The sequence below is a fragment of the Mesorhizobium sp. WSM4906 genome (assembly GCF_029674625.1).
Lineage (GTDB): Bacteria > Pseudomonadota > Alphaproteobacteria > Rhizobiales > Rhizobiaceae > Mesorhizobium.
This window is the reverse complement of sequence record NZ_CP121355.1, coordinates 3811079-3831603: the sequence shown is the minus strand read 5'-3', so window position 1 is coordinate 3831603 and position 20525 is coordinate 3811079. Positions and strand designations below refer to the sequence as shown.

Genomic DNA, 20525 nt, shown 5'->3' with positions numbered 1-20525 from the left:
AACAGGCATCAAAGAAAGCCCAAGAATATCAGCATGATGTGGATATCAGCGGCTTTGTGCACAACCATCCGTCCGGCGACCCGACGCCCTCGCGCCGACCGCGCCGACATCCAGATGACCAAGCAGACCATCGATACGGCGAAGCCCCTCGGTATCGCGGTGCACGACCACATCATCATCGGCCGCAAGGGCAACGCCTCGATGAAGGGGCTGCTGCTGATTTGAGGCGTTTGCCCGACATTCGAGATTGCCGGGCGAACGACATCGTCTCCTCTTCAGATAGTCGGCTCTGGAATTTCAACAGGAAATCAAGCATGATGGGGCTTGGTATTTCCATAGGATGCTTCGCGCTCCGGTGAAATATCGGGAGGACGGGACATGGCCATTGTGCTTGTACTCGTTTTGATCGTTGTGGGCTCGGTGTTGTTCCACCTCCTGAGCCCATGGTGGTGGACGCCGATCGCCTCGAACTGGGACTATATCGACAACACCATCATCATCAGCTTCTGGATCACCGGCATCGTCTTTTCCGCTGTCGTGCTCTTTATGGCCTATTGCGTCTTCCGCTTCCGGCATCGGGAAGGCAATCGCGCCGCATATGAACCGGAGAACAAGCGGCTCGAATCGTGGCTGATGATCGCCACCGCGGCCGGCGTCACCGCCTTGCTCGTTCCCGGTCTCTTCGTCTGGAGCCGCTTCGTCAACGTTCCCAGCCAGGCCGCCGATATCGAGGTTATCGGCCAGCAATGGCAATGGAGCTTCCGCTTGCCGGGCAAGGACGGCAAGCTCGGTACCTCAGATACCCGCGACGTGACCGCCGACAATCCGTTGGGCATCGCCCCCAAAGATCCCAACGGCCAGGACGACGTCTTGGTCGAGGCCGCCGATCTGCACCTTCCCGTCGGCAAGCCGGTCAAGGTGCTGCTGCGTTCGATCGATGTGCTGCATGATTTCTACATCCCGGAATTCCGCGCCAAAATGGACATGATCCCCGGATCGGTCACCTATTTCTGGTTCACGCCAACCAGAACCGGAACCTTCCAGGTCTTGTGCGCCGAGCTGTGCGGCCAGGGACATCCGCTGATGCATGGCGTGGTCGTGGTCGACACCGAGCAGGACTATCTGGCCTGGCTCGGCCAGCAGCAGACCTTTGCGCAATTGTCCGCGCCCAAGCAAACCGGCTCGGCGAACCAAGCGTCAGGAAAGACGATGGCGTCCAATCTGGGCGTCCCGGCAAAACTCGAAACGCTCGAGGCCCGCTGAACAGGGCACGGAGGTGCTCCCATGGTCGATGTCACACCCGCAGATGCCGTTCCACCCGCCGAAGTCGGGGAGGTCGAGCTCTACCATCCGCACAGCTGGTGGACGAAATACGTCTTCTCACAGGACGCCAAGGTCATAGCGGTCCAGTATTCGGCGACGGCAACGGCGATAGGCCTTGTCGCGCTGGTGCTGTCCTGGCTGATGCGCCTGCAGCTCGGCTTCCCCGGCACGTTCGACTTCATCACTCCGGAGGCCTATTACCAGTTCATCACCGTGCACGGCATGATCATGGTGATCTACCTGCTCACCGCGCTCTTCCTTGGCGGCTTCGGCAATTACCTCATCCCGCTGATGGTCGGCGCCCGCGACATGGTCTTCCCCTATGTCAACATGCTGAGCTATTGGGTCTATCTGCTCGCCGTGCTGGTCCTGGTGTCGAGCTTCTTTGCGCCGGGCGGGCCGACCGGCGCGGGCTGGACGCTCTACCCGCCACAGGCGATCATGAGCGGCACGCCGGGCGGCCAGGATTGGGGCATCATCCTGATGCTCTCTTCGCTCATCCTGTTCATCATCGGCTTTACCATGGGAGGCCTGAACTATGTGGTGACGGTGCTGCAGGGCCGCACACGCGGCATGACCCTGATGCGCCTGCCGCTCACCGTCTGGGGCATCTTCACCGCCACCGTGATGGCGCTGCTCGCTTTCCCGGCGCTGTTCGTTGCCTGTGTCATGATGCTGCTCGACCGTCTGCTCGGCACCTCCTTCTTCATGCCGGCGATCGTCGAGATGGGCGAGCAGCTGCAGCACAATGGCGGCAGCCCGATCCTGTTCCAGCATCTGTTCTGGTTCTTCGGCCACCCGGAAGTCTACATCGTGGCGCTGCCGGCCTTCGGCATCGTGTCCGACCTGATCAGCACGCATGCGCGCAAGAACATCTTCGGCTACCGCATGATGGTCTGGGCCATCATCGCCATCGGCGCGCTGAGCTTCGTGGTCTGGGCGCACCACATGTATGTCAGCGGCATGAATCCCTATTTCGGCTTCTTCTTCGCCACCACGACGTTGATCATTGCCGTGCCGACCGCGATCAAGGTCTATAACTGGGTGCTGACGCTATGGCGCGGCGACATCCACCTCACCATACCCATGCTGTTCGCGCTCGCCTTCATCGTCACCTTCGTCAACGGCGGCCTGACGGGCCTGTTCCTCGGCAATGTCGTCGTCGACGTGCCGCTGTCGGACACGATGTTCGTCGTAGCCCATTTCCACATGGTCATGGGCGTCGCGCCGATCCTGGTGATCTTCGGTGCGATCTATCACTGGTATCCGAAGGTCACCGGACGGATGCTGGACGAGACGCTCGGCCGCTTCCATTTCTGGGTCACCTTCGTCGGCGCCTATCTGATCTTCTTCCCCATGCACTATCTCGGCCTGATGGGCGTTCCGCGGCGTTACGCCGAACTGACCGACATGAATATCATGACGGAATCGGCCCACCATCTGAACTCGTTCATCAGCATCATGGCCTTCATCGTCGGCTTCGCCCAGATGGTGTTCCTGTTCAACCTGATCTGGAGCATCCGCCATGGCCGCGAGGCCGGCGGCAACCCGTGGCGGGCAACGACGCTCGAGTGGCAGACGCCTGAGACGCCGCCGGCGCATGGCAATTTCGGCAAGGAACTGCCGATCGTCTATCGCTGGGCTTACGACTACAGCGTGCCAGGGGCCAAGGAGGACTTCATCCCACAGAACGTGCCGGGCTCTTTCGGCCCCTCCAGGGAGCCGGCATGAGCGTCATCCTGGTCTTTCTGCTGGTGATAGCCGGCTTTGCCGGTTGGTGGCTTTCGCACCAGCGGCTAATGGCGAAGCCGTGGCTGGAGCAAGGCGTGGCCGGGGACTTCGTCGGCTTCGACCGGTCGGCCCTGCCCACCGCCAAGATCGGCCTCGGTGTCTTCCTCGCTGTCGTCGGTTGCCTGTTCTCGCTGTTCACCAGCGCCTACTTCATGCGCATGGGCCTGTCGGACTGGCGGCCGCTGCCGCTGCCGCGCCTGCTCTGGCTGAACACCGGGGTGCTGGTGCTGAGCAGCGTCGCGTTGCAATGTGCCGTGGTCGCCGCGCGCAGAGGCCAGGTGGACATGGTCAGGCTCGGTCTTGCAACGGCCGGGCTGACCGCCCTCGCCTTCCTGGCCGGCCAGTTGATGGCCTGGCGGCAACTGACCGATGACGGCTACCTTTTGGCCTCCAACCCGGCCAACAGCTTCTTCTATCTGATCACCGCGACGCATGGCCTGCACATACTGGGCGGACTGGTCGGCCTTGGCAGGACGAGCGCCGGCGCCTGGAACGGAACGCGGCCGGAGCGGCTCAGCCTCAGCGTCGAGCTCTGCGCCATGTATTGGCATTTCCTGCTTTTCGTCTGGCTCTGCATCTTCGCCGTTCTGGCCGGCTGGGCGACAACGTTCGTGAGCATTTGCCAACGGCTGCTGACCTAGGAGACTGGCGATGGCCGAGACGACACTGACGCATACCAGCCAGTTGGATCGCCCCCAAGGCTGGCGCGGGATCGCCGCCGACTGGGCCTCGGATCAGCGCGCCTTCAAGAACGTGTCCTGGGGCAAGGCCATGATGTGGATCTTCCTGCTCAGCGACACCTTCATCTTCGGTTGCTTCCTGCTTTCCTACATGACGGCGCGGATGTCCACGCGCGTGCCGTGGCCGAATCCGAGCGAGGTCTTCGCCCTGCGCATCGGCGGCTCGGAAATCCCGCTGATCCTGATCGCCATCATGACTTTCGTGCTGATCTCAAGCAGCGGGACCATGGCCATGGCGGTCAATTTCGGCTACCGCCGCGATCGCCGCAAAACCGCGATCCTGATGCTTTTGACCGCCGCGCTCGGCGCAACCTTCGTCGGCATGCAGGCCTTCGAATGGACCAAGCTGATCACCGAAGGGGTTCGTCCCTGGGGCAATCCCTGGGGAGCCGCGCAATTCGGCTCGTGCTTTTTCATGATCACGGGCTTCCACGGCACCCACGTGACCATCGGCGTGATCTTCCTGATCATCGTGGCGCGAAAAGTCTGGCGCGGCGATTTCGACATCGGACGACCCGGGTTTTTCACGAGCCGCCGCGGCCGCTACGAGAATGTCGAGATCATGGGACTCTACTGGCACTTCGTCGACCTGGTCTGGGTGTTCATTTTCGCCTTCTTCTATCTTTGGTGAGAGGCAGACTTGTTGAGAGGCAGACATGGCTGAAGCAACCGCAAACGGTCTTGGGCAGCACGCACTGCATCCCCATGACGCGGCGATCGTCGCCAAGTCGGAGACGCATCAGGAGCACCCGATCAAGCTTTATCTGGTGGTCTGGGCGTGGCTGTTCATTCTCAGCACCTGCTCCTATCTGGTCGACTATTTCGGCATCCACGGCTATCTCAGATGGTCGCTGATCCTGATCTTCATGATGCTCAAGGCAGGACTGATCGTCGCCGTCTTCATGCATATGGCCTGGGAGCGGCTGGCGATGATGTATGCGATCATCCTGCCACCGATACTGGTGCTGGTTTTCGTGACGATGATGGTCTTCGAGGCCGACTATACGCTGCTGACCCGTATCGCGTTCTTCGGGCCCGGCCCCTGACACCCGATACGGGGTCCATCCGCAGCACAACCAGCCGGGAACGGCCGGTTCCGGTGCCTTGAAACAACAGGCTGCCGGCCCATTTTGGTTTGGCGTATGCGCCGTGAACTCGAGCAAAGGACGCGGACAATGACGATAGCAAACAAACTGAGAGACTTTATCGACGGCAAGGGAATCTCCTACGACACCGTCGGGCATCATCGAACTGCCACCAGCCGGCAGGCCGCCATTGCCGCCCACGTGCCCGGCAGCATCATGGCGAAGTCCGTGGTCGTTCACCACGAACTCGGCTATGCGCTGGCCGTGGTCCCAAGCACCCACAGGATCGAGCTCAACAAGCTGCAGGACGTCATGGACAGGCGCCTCGGCCTCGCTTCCGAAGACGAAGTGGTATCGCTTTTCGATGATTGCGACATCGGTGCCATACCGCCGATCGGCGCGGCTTATGACGTGCCGGTCATCCTGGACGAAAGCCTCGGTGATGCCGCCGAGGTCTATTTCGAGGGCGGCGATCACAAGACGCTTGTGCATGTCAGCGGCAAGGATTTCCGCAACCTGACCACGGGCGCGCGTCAGGCGCGGTTCAGCCACCGGGCCTTCTGAGCGCACCGGCATTTCCGCCGGTGCGCCATGACAGGGTTCGGTTCGTCAATTCGCCGGTCTGCGGGCGGCCGGCGGCTCCACGACCTTGCGGTATACATGCCAGGTGGCATGGCCGAGAATCGGCAGCACCACCGCCAGTCCCGCAAACACAGGCAGCGAGCCGACGATAAGCCCAACGACGACGATAAGTCCCCAGGCGGGCATCACAATGGGGTTGGCCAGGACCACGCGCACTGAAGTGTGGATGGCCTCATAGGCCCCGACATCGCGATCGAGCAGCAACGGGAAAGCGACCACGGTGGTGCACAACACGACCACGGCGAATACGAACCCGATGGCGTGACCCAGCACGATTAAAGTCCAGCCGCGTCCGGTGGCGAATATCTCATTGATGAAGCTCGACAGTGACGCCGGCGGTTCGGGGCCGAACAGTTGCTCATAGAAAATCTTGGCGGTCAAAAGCCAAGCGATGAATATCGCGAACAGCATGATCCCGACCGCGGCGATGGCCGGCAGCGCCGGGGAGTTCCTGACCTCGAACGCGTGGCGCCAGGACGCATCGAGCCCGGCTTCCCGTCTGCGGCTGATCTCGTAGAGGCCGATCGCCGCGAATGGGCCGATCAGCGCAAAGCCGGACACCAGCGGAAAGAGCAGCGGCAGCGCGTTTGCTCCCGACGTCCAAGTGGCAAGCACCACGCCGACGAGCGGGTAGATCATGCACAGAAAGACGATGTGCGAGGGTTTGACCATGAAGTCTTCGACACCGCGCCGAAGCGCGTCAAAGAGGTCGGAAACGCCGATCTTTCTGACTCTGGTATGCTCCAGCGTCTCGCTGGCCCCTGCAATCACGTGAAAGCTTGCCATGACCAATCCTCCAGACCAAGTCCGGCACGGTCGCGGATCTTTACGGTGCTACCGCTCTGCGTGGCCACGCAAACCGCGACCTGCACCCGGTACCAACATACTCCTCTGCGCCCGATTTGTCGCCCTCCGGACGGCGTCGGCTAAAGCATGTCTCCCGAAGGTGGGAACCGGTTTTCGGGACAAAGACATGTGTAAAATCAAAAACCTAAGCGCATGGAGCGAACCTGAAAGATCGCGATGCGCTTTAGGTGCATGTCGCCCAAAAGCGCGCAGCGGTTTTGGGGGAACGACACGCATCAAAACAGAGACTCAAAGCGCGTCACCCGAATCCGTTTCTGCGTAACGCGTTTAATGGTCAGCCGCATCAGCGTTCTGGCTCCAGGGCCGCTTTTTCGGTATTGTCAAGATGCGAAGGTGAACGTCATGGACACGCGGACGCTTCTCATACTCGGCCTTGGCATAGTCATTCTGCTGCTGTTGGGATTTTTTGCGCTGCCGGCGTGACGGCGCCGGGCGCGATATTCAACTGCGCAACTGCCGACCGTCTTCCTTCGGAATAAGCAGGCGACCACCAAATGGGCCTGGGAGGGCCGCGCTTACTTGGAAAACTGCTTCAGGTAGGCGATGACGTTGGCTATGTCCTGGTCGCTCTTGAGGCCTGGAAACGCCATCTTCGTTCCTTTGACCATGGCCTTGGGATCGTGAAGATAGGTCGTCAATGTGGGTTCGTCCCATTTGACGCCGGACTTTCCGGCCGCGATCATGGCCGCGGAATAGGTGAAATCGGGATGTGTGCCCGCCGTGCGCCCGATGACGCCATGCAGGGACGGCCCGACCTTATTCTTGTCCTGATCCGCGATGTGGCAGACCTTGCACTTGGTGAAGACCTTCTCACCTGCGGCGGCGTCCTGCGCCTGCGATGGGCTTGCAAAGAAGGTCGTGGCGGACAAGACGATGAAAAGCGCGGTTGCGCGCATGGCACTTCCTCCCTGATCGTCGTTTACGTCGGACGATCCGCACCACACCAGCCCGCTGGCGTACCCTGCACGGTGGAGCGGAATGTCCGTGTCTCTTCAGTGGAATTGCGGCATCTACATACCACAGAATCATCTCAATGGGTAGAAAAAGCCAGCTTTTGCGAAGGTTTAGGCTGCGAGGGGTGGTAGCCGCCCGAAACGGCAAAAGCGGCAGAAACTGGGTCGGGTTTCGCCGGCTCCCATTTTCGGTGTCGTCGTCCGTGCAAGCCTGTTCTGGACGGCACGATCAGGGCGGGTCGGTCTTGCAGCTTGCAGCGATCTGGCCGATTGCCTCCGACAGTCCGGCGAGATCGAAATCGGCCTCGCCGCGTCCCGACAGCAGGCCGAAGCGCCATGACAGCAACAGCCGGTTCGCGGAAACCAGCCGCCTGATGCCGTCATCCCCTTCCCTGACCAGCAATTTGCCGCGTGGGCCGACGGACCAGTTTTCGTCGAATTTGGTGCCGCCGTCGACCATGACCGACATGGTGATCTTGCGGCTGGCCGAAACAGCGTCGTTGAGCTGCAGCCATTCGCTCCAGCGCGGTTCACCGTCGGACCGGCAGGCCAGCGTCAGCACCGGACTGTAGCCCAGCGCGCCGCCGCCGGTGATCAACTTGTTGGTGGCGTAAAGCGATGCGGTCACCTGGCCGCCGGCGGCATCGACGCGCCAGTTGCCGAGATCGGGTCCGGCTTGAGCAACACAAGCCGAGGCAAGCAAGAGCGCCGCGGCAACAACCACGCCCCTCATCTTGAATGCCATGATCACCCGCGCCTCCAAACAACCCCGCCAAATGCGATACCGCGCAGATAATCATCAACGTTCGGTATCGCCAGCAGCCGGCATTCATCCGAAGCCGATTGTGTTGCCGCGCGGCAACAACGAAAAAGGCCGCCTCGAGGGCGGCCTTTCCAAATCACGTATCGAGCCGTTTTTTACTCGGCGTCCTTGGCGGCTTTCTTCTTCGGCGCGGCCTTCTTCTTGGGCTCTTCCGCCTCGCCGGCGGCCTCGCCCGACTTTGCTTCACTTGCCTTGGCCTCGGCCTTCTTCGAGGAAGCCTTCTTCGCCGGCTTCGCCTTGGTCGCGGTTTCGGCCTCCTCGTCGTCGGCCATCAATTCTTCCTTGCTGACCTTGACGTCATCAACCGAGATTTGACCGAGCAGGTAGTCGACGACCTTCTCCTCGAACATCGGTGCGCGCAGCGAATTGATCGCCTCGGGGTTGCTTCGATAGAACTCGAAGGCTTCCTGCTGCTGGTTGGCCGGGAAGCGGCGAACCTGCTCGAACAGGCCGCGCTGCAGCTCTTCGTCCGATACGGTGACGCCGGCCTTCTCGCCGATCTCGGCAAGAACCAGGCCGAGACGCACGCGGCGTTCGGCCAGGCGCATATATTCGGCGCGCGCCTCTTCTTCCGTCGTCTCCTCGTCGGCGAACGTGCGGCCGGCGGCCTCGAGGTCGCGGTTGACCTGCGCCCAGATGTTGCTGAACTCGGCCTCGACGAGCTTCGACGGCGCCTCGAAGGAATAGGCGGCGTCGAGTTGATCCAGCAGCTGGCGCTTCACCTTCTGGCGTGTCATCGAACCGAACTGGTTCTCGATCTGACCGCGCACGATCTCGCGCAGGCGCTCCAGCGACTCCAGGCCGAGATTCTTGGCGGTTTCGTCATTGATCTCGAGCTCGCCGGGCTTGGCCACTTCCTTGACGGTGACGTCGAAGGTGGCTTCCTTGCCGGCCAGATGCGCCGCCTGGTAGTTCTCCGGGAAAGTGACGGTGACGAGCTTCTCGTCGCCCGCCTTGGTGCCGATCAGCTGGTCCTCGAAGCCCGGAATGAATTCCTTGGAGCCGAGCACCAGCGGCTGGTCGGTGCCGGCGCCGCCGGCGAAGGCTTCGCCGCCGATCTTGCCGACATAGTCGATGCTCACGCGGTCGCCCTCCGCGGCCTTGCCGTCCTTGGGCTCGTAGCTGCGCGCAGATTCGGCGACCCGCTTCACCTGGTCTTCAATCTCGGACTCCGGCACGTCGTAAACCTGACGCCTCACCTTGATGTCGGAGAAATCCTTGATCTCGATCGCAGGGATGACCTCGTAGTTGAGGCGGAACTCGAAGTCGGCGCCGCCGGCCAGGATCTTCTCGGCTTCCTTCTCGTCCTCGGTCATGATGACTTCGGGTTGCATCGCGGCCTTCTCGCCGCGGCCCGAGATGATCGACCGGGTCGAGTCGTTGAGTATCTCGTTGACGACCTCGGCCATGAACGACTTGCCGTACATCTTGCGCAGGTGCTGCACCGGCACCTTGCCCGGACGGAAGCCGTTGATCCGCACCTTGTCGCGGGCATCGTTCAGCCGCGCCATCAGCTTGGCTTCCATGTCACCGGCCGGCACGGTGATCTTGATCTCGCGCTTGAGACCGGAGTTGAGCGTTTCGGTGACCTGCATCCTAAAACCTTTGTTTTCACCAATGAGGCTGCCAAACGGTCCTTAGCCGTTCACAGCCTGCCGGTATAATCTTGCCGGAAATGGCTTTTGGTACGGAACCTGGTGATTTGACCGCCAATGCGGCTCAAACTCTCCTGACCTATGCTTCCAAAAATGTGAAGAAGTCTTTGTTTTTCCTACTTCTTTTCACATTCTGCAGAAGCGGATAGTCGCGTCCCGTCACATTCGACACGCCTTTTGTCACAGGCTAGGCTAATTTTCAACCATCTTCGCGATTAGCGAATGACGGTGATTTGGACCCCGACATTGACAGAATGATGGCTACATGGGATTGCCGGGATGCGCGGATGTGGCGGAATTGGTAGACGCCCTGGATTTAGGTTCCAGTGCCGAAAGGCGTGGGGGTTCGAGTCCCTTCATCCGCACCACCCTTCGCTCTGACGAGCTCAGGGTGGCAAGCCACCTTGAGGCTCGTTAGAGCAAAACCTCCGAAGCCCTGGCCGAAGAGGACCGGCGCAGGCAATGCGCACGCTGAACTCTTCAGCGCCAACTCAAGACACGCAGCTCTTTAATAAAGTTAATAAAGCGGCTCCTCGAACAGCGTCCTGTCGCCGTCCATGAGCGCCTTGATCTGCGGCGTCCCATCGGCCGCCAGCGCCAGCTTGATGCCGAATGGCCGCACCCGCATGTCTGTTTGGATCGCCATGCCCTCGCCTTCCGGCACATAGAAGCGGTCGATCCCGTACTCAGGCGCGATCGTCGCGTCCGGATCACGAAGGCCCCAGCCCTCGGCGAGATGGCCGGCAATGTCTGCCTCGTCCGGTCCTGCCGATGCCGGCGCCTTGCCGAACCACGCCGCCGTCGGCTGCCAGTAGCCGTCGGCGCCCTTTTTGAGCCGCACCACGATCGAGGTGTCGTCGCTGGAAAACTTGCCTTGCGGGATGTTGGCGATCAGCTTCACCGGGATCCGCGATATGCTGTTGACCGAAATATAGTCGCCGCGCAGGAGATCGCGCGGATTGACGGGCTCGACCTTGAGCAGAACTTCCTTGCCGTTGCGCAAGATCGCCGCGCGCCCGGCGATGATCCAGCTGAGGAAGCCGATCTGGACGAGCGCCAGCACCAGCGCCGAGATGATCAGTCTGTTCCCGGTCATGCCGCTGCTCCTCCTGCGGGCTCCCTCATGCGTTTTTCAATGCGGATGATGACCAGCGCCAGGATGCCGAGCAGCACGGCCGCGGCGAGGAAGAAGCCGGCCGTATCCAGCATCGACTGCAGGGTGACACTGTAGATGATGGCCAGCTCGAAAGCGAAGCCGACATAGGCCAGCCAACGCAGCCCGCGGCTCTCGCGCCCCGCAAGCATGATTGCCGCGACGATGCCGGCCAACGCGATAATCGAGGCAACGGCAAAGCCGCTGTTGTAGGTGCTTTCATCCGCGAGCTCGAATTGGATGATTGCAAGGCCCGTCAGGAATCCGAGCAGCGCATGCAACGGCAAGCGGCCGCCGAGCTGCAGGATCCTGTCGACTGGTCCGGCGGCAAAGACGCCGGCGGCAAACAGCGCCGCTGAACCCGCGACCACCGGGATGGCGACCCGCAGCGTGTCGTGATCCAGGGCCAGAAGGACAAGATAGAAGATCAGCGAAAGGATGATGCAATGACGCGCCGCCAGGCTGCGCGTCCAGAACGAGATGGCGAACAGAACGATCGCCATGGCGACGAAGAAATGCGGAAACCCGGCGTGCCAGTAATAGCCGAACCCCTTGAAGAACAGCCATCCATCGGCGATCCCAACCGCGGCCACGGTGAGCGGGCTGGAGCGCAGGGCGACCGCTGCCAGCGCCGTGCCGGCGCACCATGTCAGCAACGCCGAAGCCTCGTCGCCAGACAAATGGTACATCTGGCCGATCAGCGCGATCGACCCGCCAAAGGCCGCGGCGGCGACGATCCATAGCGCCTCGCCGATCGCCGCATGGTCGCGTGTCTTCAGAGCGGCGCCGCCGACATAGCCGGCGAGGATGACCGCAAACAGCGCCGCCACCCGCGCCAGCCGCGGAATGGCTTCCCAGTTGGCCGCGACGAAGATCAGGATCGCCGCGCCGAACAGCAGCGCCGCCATCATCGCCAGGATCGAGCCGAAGCTCAGCGACGCTCGTTCGTTGGCGGTTACGTCGCGCGCCAAGGCCTCGGCGGTCGCCGCATCGATCAGGCCCGCTTCCCGCCAGCGGGCGATATCGACCCTAACCTTTGTCGCATAGCTCGCCATGCGTTCCCCCAAGCTTGGTCATTCTCTTAGCCGGAACAGCCAAACCGCTGACGCAGCGGCATTTTCCGATTCGGCCTTCTTTGTGTCGCAAGCGTGAATGGCCGTTAATGTTGCATTGCACAATTTGCATTGCTGCCATGCGCCAATGGCACTTTTAAACCGATATGATCCCACCTATTTTCTGTTCGTACACAAACGGAATGATCCGAACTAAAGACGAAACGAGAACTACCATGAACCTGATCCGCAACTACCGCAACTGGCGCCGCTACCGGGAAACCGTTTCCGAGCTGAGCCGCCTGTCGAACCGTGAACTGACCGACCTCGGCATCAGCCGCAGCGACATCCACTACGTCGCCCGCAAGGCGGTCTAATCCGCTTCGGACCGCGAATGGTCCGAACCAGTTTTGAAAGACTAAGACAATGAACCTGATCCGTAGCTATCGTAACTGGCGCGTTTATCGCGAGACGGTTTCCGAGCTGGGTCGGCTTTCGAACCGCCAGCTCCATGATCTCGGCATCGTTCGCGACGAGATCAAGATGATCGCCCGCAAGGCGGTTTGATAAGGAATTTCGCCAGGGTCGACCTCCTCCCCGACCCTGACGGATACGGTCAACCTTTACCTCCTCCCAAAGGTTGACCACCGAAACGGCGCCCGCCGGACCTCCTCCCCCGGCGGGCGTTGTTCAGAAGCGAACGAAGTTCGTCTTCCAAGCGAACGTAGTTCGTCTTCGAAGGTTTCGCCCTTCTAAAAAGGCGAAAGGAATTTCGTCAAAGCCGACCTCCTCCCCGGCGATGACGAATACGGTCGATCTTCACCTCCTCCCGAGGATCGACCCCCAAAACGACACCCGCCGGACCTCCTCCCCCGGCGGGTGTTGTTGTTTTTGGAAGCAGGCTTGCCGCATCGGCTCGTGAAGCCGGCAATTGCATTCGCCGCGTCGAGCGATTATTTCGGCGCTCATGAGCAAAAATCCCGTTCACGTCATCGGCGGCGGCCTCGCCGGCTCCGAAGCCGCGTGGCAGATCGCGCAAGCCGGTGTGCCAGTCGTGCTGCATGAAATGCGCCCGGTGCGCGGCACCGACGCGCACAAGACCGAGGGACTCGCCGAACTCGTCTGCTCCAATTCCTTCCGCTCCGACGATGCCGAGACCAATGCGGTCGGCCTTTTGCATGCCGAAATGCGGCTTGCCGGCTCGCTGATCATGAGCGCCGGCGACGCGCATCAGGTCCCGGCCGGCGGCGCGCTTGCCGTCGACCGCGACGGCTTTTCCGACGAGGTCACAGCGAAGATCAAGGCGCATCCGCTGATCACCATCCAGCGCGAGGAAGTGCCCGGCCTGCCGCCGGCGGACTGGGAACAGGCGATCATCGCCACCGGTCCGCTGACCGCGCCCTCGCTGGCGCAGTCGATCGCGGAGGCGACCGGCGCCGATGCGCTCGCCTTCTTCGACGCCATCGCGCCGATCGTGCATTTCGACACGATCGACATGAATGTCTGCTGGTACCAGTCGCGCTACGACAAGGTCGGCCCCGGCGGCACCGGCAAGGACTACATCAACTGCCCGATGGACAAGGAGCAATATCTCGCCTTCGTGGCGGCGCTGCTGGAAGGACAAAAAACCGAGTTCAAGCAGTGGGAAGGCACGCCCTATTTCGACGGCTGCCTGCCGATCGAAGTGATGGCCGAACGCGGCGTCGAGACGCTGCGCCACGGGCCGATGAAGCCGATGGGCCTGACCAACGTCCACAATCCGTCGGTCAAGGCCTATGCGGTAGTGCAGCTTCGTCAGGACAATGCGCTGGGCACGCTCTACAACATGGTCGGTTTCCAGACCAAGCTGAAGCATGCCGAGCAGGTGCGCATCTTCCGCACCATTCCCGGGCTCGAGAATGCCGAGTTCGCCCGTCTCGGCGGCCTGCACCGCAACACCTACATCAACTCGCCGACGCTGCTCGATCCGTCGCTGCAGCTGAAATCGCGACCGGGCCTGCGCTTTGCCGGCCAGATCACCGGCTGCGAGGGCTATGTCGAAAGCGCCGCGATCGGCCTGCTCGCCGGCCGCTTCGCCGCCGCAGAACGGCTCGGCCAGGCGCCCTCGCTGCCGCCGCCGACCACGGCCTTCGGCGCGCTGCTCAATCACATCACCGGCGGCCACATCGTCTCGGATGATGAACCCGGCAAACGCTCCTTCCAGCCGATGAACGTCAATTTCGGCCTGTTCCCGCCGGTCGAGGCGCCAAAGTCCGAGGGCAAGCGCCTGCGCGGTAAGGACAAAACCGTCGCCAAGCGCAGAACGATTACGGCGCGCGCGCTTGCCGATTGCAGGCAGTGGCTGGGGCTGCCGGTTCAGGCACAGGCAGCGGAATAAGCTTTCGATTCCGATTGGACGACCCATATAAAGTAGGATATCATCCTACTTTATATGCATGGAGCGATGCTATGGAGTCCGCCGAGAAACTGTCCGTCACCGTCACGCCAGCCATGGCGCGCATGATCCGCGAAAAGGTCGAGGACGGCTCCTTCGGATCGGCGAGCGAAGTCATCCGCGCAGCGCTGCGCGCCTTCCAGCGCGAAGAGGAAGAGCATGCCGAACGCATCGCCTCGATCCGAGCGCGAGTGAAGGCTTCGCTCGAGGACAAGAGGCCAAACCTTTCCGGGGAAGAGGTTCGCGCCCGATTGGAAAGATACGCCGCTCAATATTCAGGCCGTAACGATGATTCGGCGGCTTGAGGTTGAGTATCGTGAAAGCGCCAACAATAATCTTACTGATATTTTCCGGCATATCGCCGAGGCCAGCGGGAATCCTGATCTCGCACTGAAATTTGTCCTGCGTATCGAAGACCGCTGTCAACGTATCGGCAATGCTCCTCATGGCGGACGTTCGCTCGATTATATCGTTCCGGGACTGAGAATGGTCCCGTTCGAACATTCCGCCGTCATCACCTATGTCATCGAAAGCAGTATCGTGCGCATCGTCAATGTTTTCTATGGCGGGCGCGACTACGAAGCTTTGATGCGAGGCGGCGAGCCGTCTTAACAGAATAGCTACTCAGCCGGCTCGGCGCTCGCCTCCGGCAATCCCGGCTTCCCCGCCGAACCCGGATTTCTCCGCACATAGGCCGCCTTCAGCGTTTCCGACGTGTCGCGCGAACCGTCATGGCTCCAGCCGGGTGGCTGGATGAGATAGTTGAGGCGCTGGCTGAGCGTCAGTCCCGGCATAGCCGCATCCTTGAACATGCCGATCCACTCGTGGAAGGCGACCTTCAGCGGGTTGAAGGTGCCGATGTTCTTGACGATGCCGTAGCGCGGCTGGTCCTCCTCCAGCTCCTCGACGAAAGTACCGAACATGCGATCCCAGATGATCAGCGTGCCGGCGAAATTGGCGTCGAGATAGCGCGGGTTGGTGGCGTGGTGGACGCGGTGGTGGGAGGGCGTGTTGAAGATGAACTCGAACCAGCCCCACATCTTGCCGATCGTTTCGGTGTGGATCCAGAACTGCCAGACCAGGTTGAAGCCGAAGACGAAGGCGATCACCGCCGGATGGAAGCCGAGCAGCACCAGCGGCGCCTGCAGGATGAAGGTGAAGGTAAAGAGGCCGGTCCAGCTCTGCCTGAGCGCCGTCGAGAGATTGTAGTGCTGGCTGGAATGATGGTTGACGTGTTCGGCCCAGACCCAGCGTACCCGGTGCGCGACGCGGTGATAGACGTAGTAGCGCAGATCATCGAGCAGGAAGGCGGCGACAAACACCCAGATCGACAGGCCGAGATTGAAGAAGCGGAACTGCCAGAGCCATAGCAGCGCCCAGTAGGACACGACACCGAGCAGCAGCCCGGCAACGACATTGCCGGTTCCCATCATCAGGCTGGTCAGCGTGTCGCGCGTCTCGAACGATCCCTTGGCGCGGCCCGTGCGCACCAGCCAGAGCTCGATCAGGATCGCCGTGACGAAGAACGGGATGGCAAGCTGCGTGACCTGCGGGAAGTTGTAGTCGTCCATCACGCAGCCTTTCGGATCTGATCATGGTTCTGCAGCGCCGCTGCCACCGCCCGCGCGTCAGCTTCGTTGGCGAAGGCAAACTTGCCGCCTTTCCAGGTGAAGTCATTCAACCTTAGCGACACCAAATTCCCTTCCCTTGTGAACGCCAGAATGTCCTGCGGTGTGACGATGCGGGTCAGGAAGCAGTCGCCGATGCTCTGGACGATGCCACAGCGTTGCGGGCCAAGATCGAGAAACGCGGCATGCCTGTCCGCAGTCAACCTGACCGTGCCAGGCTTCTCGTCTGGAAAATCGTCGGCGAAACGCGCGAGCGCCTGATCAGCAGTGGCGAGGGTGGCGGTAATTGTGCCGCCGGTAAAGTGCACGGCCGCGACCGACAGCGCGATGCCGACCACCACAAGGATGACCAGGACAGGCAGGCTCATGTGAAGGCCTCTCCTCCGGCGGCTCGCTCTTCTTCGGCGGCGAGTCCAGCCGGCAGAACACCTAGCACGATTGACGTTTACGTCAAAGGGGTGCCCAGGCCCCGGGTCGCATGACGCAAGAGCAGCCAGTGCCGGCGCAATGCTGAGAGCGCCGCAGCGCCCTTCAACGGCGACGGCGCTCCCTTTTCCATCTTGTCGAGATAGGCGCGCGTCAGGGCGAGCGGCAGAAAGGCCGGGCGCAGTGACGCTGGGAGAGCCGATGCGCCCTTCTCGAAAGCGCCGAGATGTTCTCGCGCCAGCGCAATCGTCGCCGCTACTGCTCGCTCAGCGCCGGCCCCACCATCGCCCTTGACGAACTCTTCCGGCGTCGTGCCAGCGGCCGCCAGGATGTCTGCGGGCACGTAGCATTGGCCCCGTCGACGGTGCAGCGGCAACAGGAGCAGCAGACCGGTGATCGCCTGCGCACAGCCGGCCCTGCCCGCCAATTCGGCAAGGCCTGGCGCAGCAGTCGCATCGAGCACCATTGCCGCAAGTTGGATGAGCGCCGCGGCCGTCTCGCCGCAATAACCTTCGAGGTCGATCCGCGATGGCATCGGATCATCGTAGAGATCGAACACGCGCGCTTCGAGCATGTTCTCGAAAGCGGCCTTCGGCAGGTGATGGGCGGTAATCGCCGCCCTCAACGCATCGGCGGTCGGATGGCCGGTCTCCGCCTCGCCCTCGGCCAAGATGACATCGCGCCACCACTGCAGCCTGACCTCGCCCGGCAGCGGCTCATGAATGCGGTCGCGCACGCCGGCGATCTCGGCATTGAAGGCATAGAGCGCAAGCAAAGCGTCGCGCTTGTTGGCCGGCGCATAGAGTGCCGACAGATAGCGGTCATGGTCGGCGGCACGCACCGCGTCCATGACGGTGTTGGATGTGCCGGCCATTCAGTCGACAGCAACAAGGGCCGCGGCCACGGCGCGGTCCTCGGCCAGAAGCACGTTGTAGGTGCGCACGGCCGCTCCCGTCGACATCGGATCTGCCGAGATGCCGGCCTCCTTGAACGCGGTGCGCAACGCTGCTGGCAGCGGCCGCAGATCCTTGCCGGTACCGACCAGCAGGATCTCGACCTTGTCGGCCTGGGCGAACAGCTTGTCGAAGTCGGAGGTCTTCAGCGCTGACGGATCGGCCGGCTCCCAGCCATGGATGCCTGACGGCAGGCAGAGCAGCGAGCCACGATGCGACATGTCGGCAAAGCGAAATCCGCCATTGCCATAGGCCTCGATCGGCGCCCTGCCCGGGAAATGCGCCTCGCGGATGATGATGCCTTTGGCCATGGGTCTAGAGCATGATGCCGAAAAGTGTGGAGCGGTTTTCGGACGACATCATGCTCTATCTCTTTGATTTAGAGCCGGATTCAAATTTCAGGTCGACTCGACCTGAAATCATCCGGCTCTAGCGGCGTCAGGTCGTCACGGCCTTGCCGTTCGCCGGCTTCGTCTCTTCAGCGGTCGCGGATTGCGGCCGCAACTTGAAGAGGATCAGCAGCGGGGCGGCGATGAAGATCGACGAATAGGTGCCGAACACCACGCCGAACAGCATCGCCAGCGTGAAGGAACGGATCACCTCGCCGCCGAACAGCACCAGTGCCAAAAGCGCGAGCGATGTCGTCACCGACGTCAGCGTGGTTCGCGACAGCGTTTCGTTGATGGCGTTGTTGAGGAGTTGCGGCAGCGGCATCTTCTTGTACTTGCGCAAATCTTCGCGCACACGGTCGTAGACAACGATGGTATCGTTGAGCGAATAGCCGATGATGGTAAGAATCGCGGCAAGCGACGACTGGTTGAATTCCAGCCCCGATATGACGAAGAAGCCGATGGTCATCACCACGTCGTGCACGGTGGCGACAATGGCGCCGACCGCGAACTGCCATTCGAAGCGGAACCAGACATAGAGAAGGATGCCGACCAGCGCGATCAGCATCGCGATCGTGCCTTGCTTCGCCAGTTCTCCGGAGACCGTCGGTCCCACCACCTCGACGCGGCGGAAGTCGTACTGGTCCTGCAGTTCGCCCCGCACCTTGTCGATGACGGTCTGCTCGGCATTCTCGCCGGCATCTTGTGTTCCGACGCGGATCAGGACGTCGTTCGGCTGACCGAATTGCTGCACCTGAATCTCGCCGATGTTGAGCTCGGACAGCCTGCCACGGATGTCAGCGAGATCGGCGTTGCCCTGCTTCGCCTGCACCTCGATCATCGAGCCGCCCTTGAAGTCGATGCCGTAATTTATGTCGATGGTCAGGAACCCGACGACCGACAGGATCGACAGCAGGCTGGACAGCGCGAAGGTCCAGCGGCGGATGCCCATGAACGGGATCTTGGTGCCGGGCGGAATGAAGGTAACCGGCGCGCGCGGCAGTTCCTTCGGGCGGGCCCGGCGCAACCAGATCGCCACCAGCATGCGGGTGAAGGTGAAGGCGGTAAAGACCGTGGTCAGGATGCCGATGGCGTAGGTGATGGCGAAGCCCTTGACCGGACCGGTGCCGAGCCAGAACAGCACCACGGTCGCGATCAGCGAGGTGACGTTGGAATCGACAATCGTCGCCAGTGCCTTGGAGAAGCCGGTGTCGATCGCCTGGATCACCGAGCGGCCGTTCCGTCGCTCTTCGCGGATGCGCTCATAGATCAAAACGTTCGAGTCCACCGCCATGCCGATGGTGAGCACGATACCGGCGATACCCGGCAAGGTCAGCGTTGCGCCGAGCAGCGACAGCGCGCCCACGATCATCGCAACGTGCACGGCCAAGGCCACATTGGCGAGGAAGCCGAGGAATCCGTAAGCGACGAACATGAAGGCGACGACAAGGATCGAACCGATAATGCCTGCGATCTTGCCCGCATGGATCGAGTCCTGACCAAGGCCCGGACCCACCGTGCGTTCTTCAATGATGGTCAGTTTTGCCGGCAAGGCGCCGGCGCGCAAAAGCACGGCGAGATCGTTGGCGCTTTCGGCGGTGAAATTGCCGGAAATCTGTCCGGTTCCGCCAAGGATCGGCTCGCGGATGACAGGCGCCGAGATGACCTGATTGTCGAGCACGATGGCAAAGGGCTTGCCGACATTCTGCTGGGTCGCTTGACCGAACCGGGTGGCACCGCGCGAATTGAACGTAAAGGAGACCACCGGCTCATTGGTCTGCGAATTGTAGGTTGGCGTCGCTTGCGACAGGTCCTCACCCGACACGATGACGCGGTTCTCGATCAAATAGGGCACCGGCGGATCGTCTTGTGAGTAGAGGATCGAGTCGCCAGCCGGCGGCCGCCCCTTCAGCGCGTCCTGGACAGGCACCGACGTATCGACCATCTGGAACGTCAGCTTGGCGGTCTGGCCGATAATATCCTTAAGTCGCTGAGGATTCTGAAGACCGGGTACCTGAACGAGAATACGGTCGTCACCCTGTCGCTGGACGATCGGCTCCGTGGTGCCAAGCGCGTTGACGCGCCGTTCGACTACCTCGATTGCCTGTGACAGCGCCGTAGATGTCCGATACTTGAGGCCAGCGTCGGTGACGGTAAATCTCAGTAGCCCAGGTTCTGAATCGTCCAGCGTCATCGACTGAACGGATCCGCCAGTGAATAGACTGGCATTGACTGGATTGGTTATGGGCTTCAGCGCTGCCTTGGCGGCATCGACTTGATTTGCATCGTTGATGCGAACCTGAACGGTGCGGCCGGAGCCTGAAAGTCCGGTATAATTGATCTTGGCATCGCGCAGCAGCGTCCTGATCTCGTCGCGCGTCGTCTCCAGCTGATCCTTGATCAGGTCGTTCTGATCCATCTGGAGCAGGATGTGCGATCCGCCCTGAAGATCGAGGCCGAGCGTCATCTGCCGCTTCGGCACCCAGCTCGGCAGTTGCGCCAGCGTGCTTGCCGGGAACAGGTTGGGCGCGGCGAGGATCACTGTGACGGCCACGGCCAGCCAGATCAGGATCATCTTCAGGCGCGAGAAATACAGCATTCGTTCTTATCC

22 protein-coding genes, 1 tRNA gene and 1 pseudogene are annotated in these 20525 nt (G+C 61.6%); 13 read left to right on the top strand and 11 right to left on the bottom strand.

The genetic code is table 11. The annotated features are described in order from the left end of the window. Window positions 1–56: 56 nt before the first annotated feature. The 7 genes and pseudogenes from QAZ22_RS18225 to QAZ22_RS18195 form a co-directional block, all read left to right on the top strand. Window positions 57–225: pseudogene (locus tag QAZ22_RS18225) on the top strand (JAB domain-containing protein); the annotation flags it as partial. A 153-nt stretch (window positions 226–378) separates the two neighbouring features. Next, window positions 379–1263 carry a cytochrome c oxidase subunit II gene (locus QAZ22_RS18220; protein WP_278202132.1) on the top strand — a complete coding sequence of 295 codons (885 nt, stop codon included), beginning with the start codon at window positions 379–381 and terminating at the stop codon, window positions 1261–1263. A 21-nt stretch (window positions 1264–1284) separates the two neighbouring features. Continuing rightward, window positions 1285–3054, top strand: coding sequence for a cytochrome c oxidase subunit I (gene ctaD / locus QAZ22_RS18215; protein ID WP_278202131.1), 1770 nt, complete (start codon window positions 1285–1287; stop codon window positions 3052–3054). Beyond that, window positions 3051–3755 carry a cytochrome c oxidase subunit 3 gene (locus QAZ22_RS18210; protein ID WP_278202130.1) on the top strand — a complete coding sequence of 235 codons (705 nt, stop codon included), beginning with the start codon at window positions 3051–3053 and terminating at the stop codon, window positions 3753–3755. The genes ctaD and QAZ22_RS18210 overlap by 4 nt, the downstream gene beginning before the upstream one ends. A gap of 10 nt (window positions 3756–3765) precedes the next feature. After that, complete coding sequence (locus QAZ22_RS18205) at window positions 3766–4485, top strand: heme-copper oxidase subunit III family protein (RefSeq protein WP_278202129.1); 720 nt, start codon at window positions 3766–3768, stop codon at window positions 4483–4485. Between the two features lie 25 nt (window positions 4486–4510). Further along, entirely contained in the window at window positions 4511–4900 is a 390-nt protein-coding gene (locus QAZ22_RS18200; RefSeq protein WP_278202128.1) for a cytochrome C oxidase subunit IV family protein, read from the top strand. A gap of 129 nt (window positions 4901–5029) precedes the next feature. Beyond that, window positions 5030–5503, top strand: coding sequence for an aminoacyl-tRNA deacylase (locus QAZ22_RS18195; protein ID WP_278202127.1), 474 nt, complete (start codon window positions 5030–5032; stop codon window positions 5501–5503). A 45-nt stretch (window positions 5504–5548) separates the two neighbouring features. Here QAZ22_RS18195 and QAZ22_RS18190 read toward each other — a convergent pair whose 3' ends face one another. The 4 genes from QAZ22_RS18190 to tig all read right to left on the bottom strand — a co-directional run bounded on the left by QAZ22_RS18190 (window position 5549) and on the right by tig (window position 9819). Next, the gene (locus QAZ22_RS18190) at window positions 5549–6367 is read right to left on the bottom strand and encodes a DUF2189 domain-containing protein (protein ID WP_278202126.1); all 819 of its coding nucleotides are present in this window, start codon (window positions 6365–6367) and stop codon (window positions 5549–5551) included. Window positions 6368–6963: 596 nt separating this feature from the next. Continuing rightward, entirely contained in the window at window positions 6964–7344 is a 381-nt protein-coding gene (locus tag QAZ22_RS18185) for a cytochrome c family protein (RefSeq protein ID WP_278077657.1), read from the bottom strand. 286 nt (window positions 7345–7630) lie between these two features. Further along, the gene (locus QAZ22_RS18180) at window positions 7631–8146 is read right to left on the bottom strand and encodes a hypothetical protein (RefSeq protein WP_278202125.1); all 516 of its coding nucleotides are present in this window, start codon (window positions 8144–8146) and stop codon (window positions 7631–7633) included. Between the two features lie 173 nt (window positions 8147–8319). Continuing rightward, window positions 8320–9819: a trigger factor gene (gene tig, locus QAZ22_RS18175; protein ID WP_278202124.1), complete on the bottom strand. Its 1500-nt coding sequence runs from the start codon at window positions 9817–9819 to the stop codon at window positions 8320–8322. A gap of 343 nt (window positions 9820–10162) precedes the next feature. Here tig and QAZ22_RS18170 point away from each other — a divergent pair. Continuing rightward, window positions 10163–10247, top strand: a tRNA-Leu gene (locus QAZ22_RS18170). A gap of 149 nt (window positions 10248–10396) precedes the next feature. On the opposite strand, the gene QAZ22_RS18165 is transcribed toward QAZ22_RS18170, so the two are convergent. Together QAZ22_RS18165 and QAZ22_RS18160 are read right to left on the bottom strand one after the other, a co-directional pair. After that, on the bottom strand, window positions 10397–10975 hold the full coding sequence (locus QAZ22_RS18165; protein WP_278202123.1) for a GDYXXLXY domain-containing protein: 579 nt from the start codon (window positions 10973–10975) through the stop codon (window positions 10397–10399). Further along, window positions 10972–12087 carry a DUF2157 domain-containing protein gene (locus QAZ22_RS18160; RefSeq protein WP_278202122.1) on the bottom strand — a complete coding sequence of 372 codons (1116 nt, stop codon included), beginning with the start codon at window positions 12085–12087 and terminating at the stop codon, window positions 10972–10974. Before QAZ22_RS18160 ends, QAZ22_RS18165 begins: the two co-directional genes overlap by 4 nt. A gap of 233 nt (window positions 12088–12320) precedes the next feature. On the opposite strand from QAZ22_RS18160, the gene QAZ22_RS18155 reads away from it, so the two are divergent. The 5 genes from QAZ22_RS18155 (at window position 12321) to QAZ22_RS18135 (ending at window position 15130) form a co-directional block, all read left to right on the top strand. Further along, a complete protein-coding gene (locus tag QAZ22_RS18155) occupies window positions 12321–12461 on the top strand; it encodes a DUF1127 domain-containing protein (protein WP_071031999.1) in 141 nt (46 codons plus the stop codon). A gap of 49 nt (window positions 12462–12510) precedes the next feature. Beyond that, the gene (locus QAZ22_RS18150; RefSeq protein ID WP_071096637.1) at window positions 12511–12651 is read left to right on the top strand and encodes a DUF1127 domain-containing protein; all 141 of its coding nucleotides are present in this window, start codon (window positions 12511–12513) and stop codon (window positions 12649–12651) included. Window positions 12652–13051: 400 nt separating this feature from the next. Beyond that, complete coding sequence (gene trmFO, locus QAZ22_RS18145; RefSeq protein ID WP_278202121.1) at window positions 13052–14461, top strand: methylenetetrahydrofolate--tRNA-(uracil(54)-C(5))-methyltransferase (FADH(2)-oxidizing) TrmFO; 1410 nt, start codon at window positions 13052–13054, stop codon at window positions 14459–14461. A gap of 71 nt (window positions 14462–14532) precedes the next feature. Beyond that, window positions 14533–14823: a type II toxin-antitoxin system ParD family antitoxin gene (locus tag QAZ22_RS18140; RefSeq protein WP_278202120.1), complete on the top strand. Its 291-nt coding sequence runs from the start codon at window positions 14533–14535 to the stop codon at window positions 14821–14823. After that, window positions 14807–15130, top strand: a complete 324-nt coding sequence (locus QAZ22_RS18135) for a type II toxin-antitoxin system RelE/ParE family toxin (protein ID WP_278202119.1) — start codon at window positions 14807–14809, stop codon at window positions 15128–15130. Before QAZ22_RS18140 ends, QAZ22_RS18135 begins: the two co-directional genes overlap by 17 nt. Window positions 15131–15138: 8 nt before the next feature. Here the strand turns inward: QAZ22_RS18135 and QAZ22_RS18130 are convergent, their stop codons facing one another. The 5 genes from QAZ22_RS18130 to secDF form a co-directional block, all read right to left on the bottom strand. Further along, window positions 15139–16089 carry a sterol desaturase family protein gene (locus tag QAZ22_RS18130; protein WP_278202118.1) on the bottom strand — a complete coding sequence of 317 codons (951 nt, stop codon included), beginning with the start codon at window positions 16087–16089 and terminating at the stop codon, window positions 15139–15141. Further along, window positions 16089–16514, bottom strand: a complete 426-nt coding sequence (locus QAZ22_RS18125) for a hypothetical protein (protein WP_278202117.1) — start codon at window positions 16512–16514, stop codon at window positions 16089–16091. The genes QAZ22_RS18130 and QAZ22_RS18125 overlap by 1 nt, the downstream gene beginning before the upstream one ends. Before the next feature lie 77 nt (window positions 16515–16591). Then, a complete protein-coding gene (locus tag QAZ22_RS18120) occupies window positions 16592–17446 on the bottom strand; it encodes a phytoene/squalene synthase family protein (protein WP_278202115.1) in 855 nt (284 codons plus the stop codon). After that, complete coding sequence (locus QAZ22_RS18115; RefSeq protein ID WP_278202114.1) at window positions 17447–17836, bottom strand: Mth938-like domain-containing protein; 390 nt, start codon at window positions 17834–17836, stop codon at window positions 17447–17449. A 127-nt stretch (window positions 17837–17963) separates the two neighbouring features. Continuing rightward, window positions 17964–20513 carry a protein translocase subunit SecDF gene (secDF, locus tag QAZ22_RS18110; protein ID WP_278202113.1) on the bottom strand — a complete coding sequence of 850 codons (2550 nt, stop codon included), beginning with the start codon at window positions 20511–20513 and terminating at the stop codon, window positions 17964–17966. Between the last annotated feature and the right edge of the window lie 12 nt (window positions 20514–20525).

Bases quoted from the DNA above. Each gene is read 5' to 3' on its own strand.
- QAZ22_RS18205 (WP_278202129.1), top strand. From the start codon at position 3,766: ATGGCCGAGACGACACTGACGCATACCAGCCAGTTGGATCGCCCCCAA.
- QAZ22_RS18150 (WP_071096637.1), top strand. From the start codon at position 12,511: ATGAACCTGATCCGTAGCTATCGTAACTGGCGCGTTTATCGCGAGACG.
- QAZ22_RS18160 (WP_278202122.1), bottom strand. From the start codon at position 12,087: ATGGCGAGCTATGCGACAAAGGTTAGGGTCGATATCGCCCGCTGGCGG.
- QAZ22_RS18185 (WP_278077657.1), bottom strand. From the start codon at position 7,344: ATGCGCGCAACCGCGCTTTTCATCGTCTTGTCCGCCACGACCTTCTTT.
- QAZ22_RS18195 (WP_278202127.1), top strand. From the start codon at position 5,030: ATGACGATAGCAAACAAACTGAGAGACTTTATCGACGGCAAGGGAATC.
- QAZ22_RS18180 (WP_278202125.1), bottom strand. From the start codon at position 8,146: ATGGCATTCAAGATGAGGGGCGTGGTTGTTGCCGCGGCGCTCTTGCTT.
- QAZ22_RS18135 (WP_278202119.1), top strand. From the start codon at position 14,807: ATGATTCGGCGGCTTGAGGTTGAGTATCGTGAAAGCGCCAACAATAAT.
- tig (WP_278202124.1), bottom strand. From the start codon at position 9,819: ATGCAGGTCACCGAAACGCTCAACTCCGGTCTCAAGCGCGAGATCAAG.
- QAZ22_RS18115 (WP_278202114.1), bottom strand. From the start codon at position 17,836: ATGGCCAAAGGCATCATCATCCGCGAGGCGCATTTCCCGGGCAGGGCG.
- QAZ22_RS18165 (WP_278202123.1), bottom strand. From the start codon at position 10,975: ATGACCGGGAACAGACTGATCATCTCGGCGCTGGTGCTGGCGCTCGTC.
- QAZ22_RS18190 (WP_278202126.1), bottom strand. From the start codon at position 6,367: ATGGCAAGCTTTCACGTGATTGCAGGGGCCAGCGAGACGCTGGAGCAT.
- QAZ22_RS18130 (WP_278202118.1), bottom strand. From the start codon at position 16,089: ATGGACGACTACAACTTCCCGCAGGTCACGCAGCTTGCCATCCCGTTC.
- trmFO (WP_278202121.1), top strand. From the start codon at position 13,052: ATGAGCAAAAATCCCGTTCACGTCATCGGCGGCGGCCTCGCCGGCTCC.
- secDF (WP_278202113.1), bottom strand. From the start codon at position 20,513: ATGCTGTATTTCTCGCGCCTGAAGATGATCCTGATCTGGCTGGCCGTG.
- QAZ22_RS18210 (WP_278202130.1), top strand. From the start codon at position 3,051: ATGAGCGTCATCCTGGTCTTTCTGCTGGTGATAGCCGGCTTTGCCGGT.
- ctaD (WP_278202131.1), top strand. From the start codon at position 1,285: ATGGTCGATGTCACACCCGCAGATGCCGTTCCACCCGCCGAAGTCGGG.
- QAZ22_RS18125 (WP_278202117.1), bottom strand. From the start codon at position 16,514: ATGAGCCTGCCTGTCCTGGTCATCCTTGTGGTGGTCGGCATCGCGCTG.
- QAZ22_RS18140 (WP_278202120.1), top strand. From the start codon at position 14,533: ATGGAGTCCGCCGAGAAACTGTCCGTCACCGTCACGCCAGCCATGGCG.
- QAZ22_RS18120 (WP_278202115.1), bottom strand. From the start codon at position 17,446: ATGGCCGGCACATCCAACACCGTCATGGACGCGGTGCGTGCCGCCGAC.
- QAZ22_RS18155 (WP_071031999.1), top strand. From the start codon at position 12,321: ATGAACCTGATCCGCAACTACCGCAACTGGCGCCGCTACCGGGAAACC.
- QAZ22_RS18200 (WP_278202128.1), top strand. From the start codon at position 4,511: ATGGCTGAAGCAACCGCAAACGGTCTTGGGCAGCACGCACTGCATCCC.
- QAZ22_RS18220 (WP_278202132.1), top strand. From the start codon at position 379: ATGGCCATTGTGCTTGTACTCGTTTTGATCGTTGTGGGCTCGGTGTTG.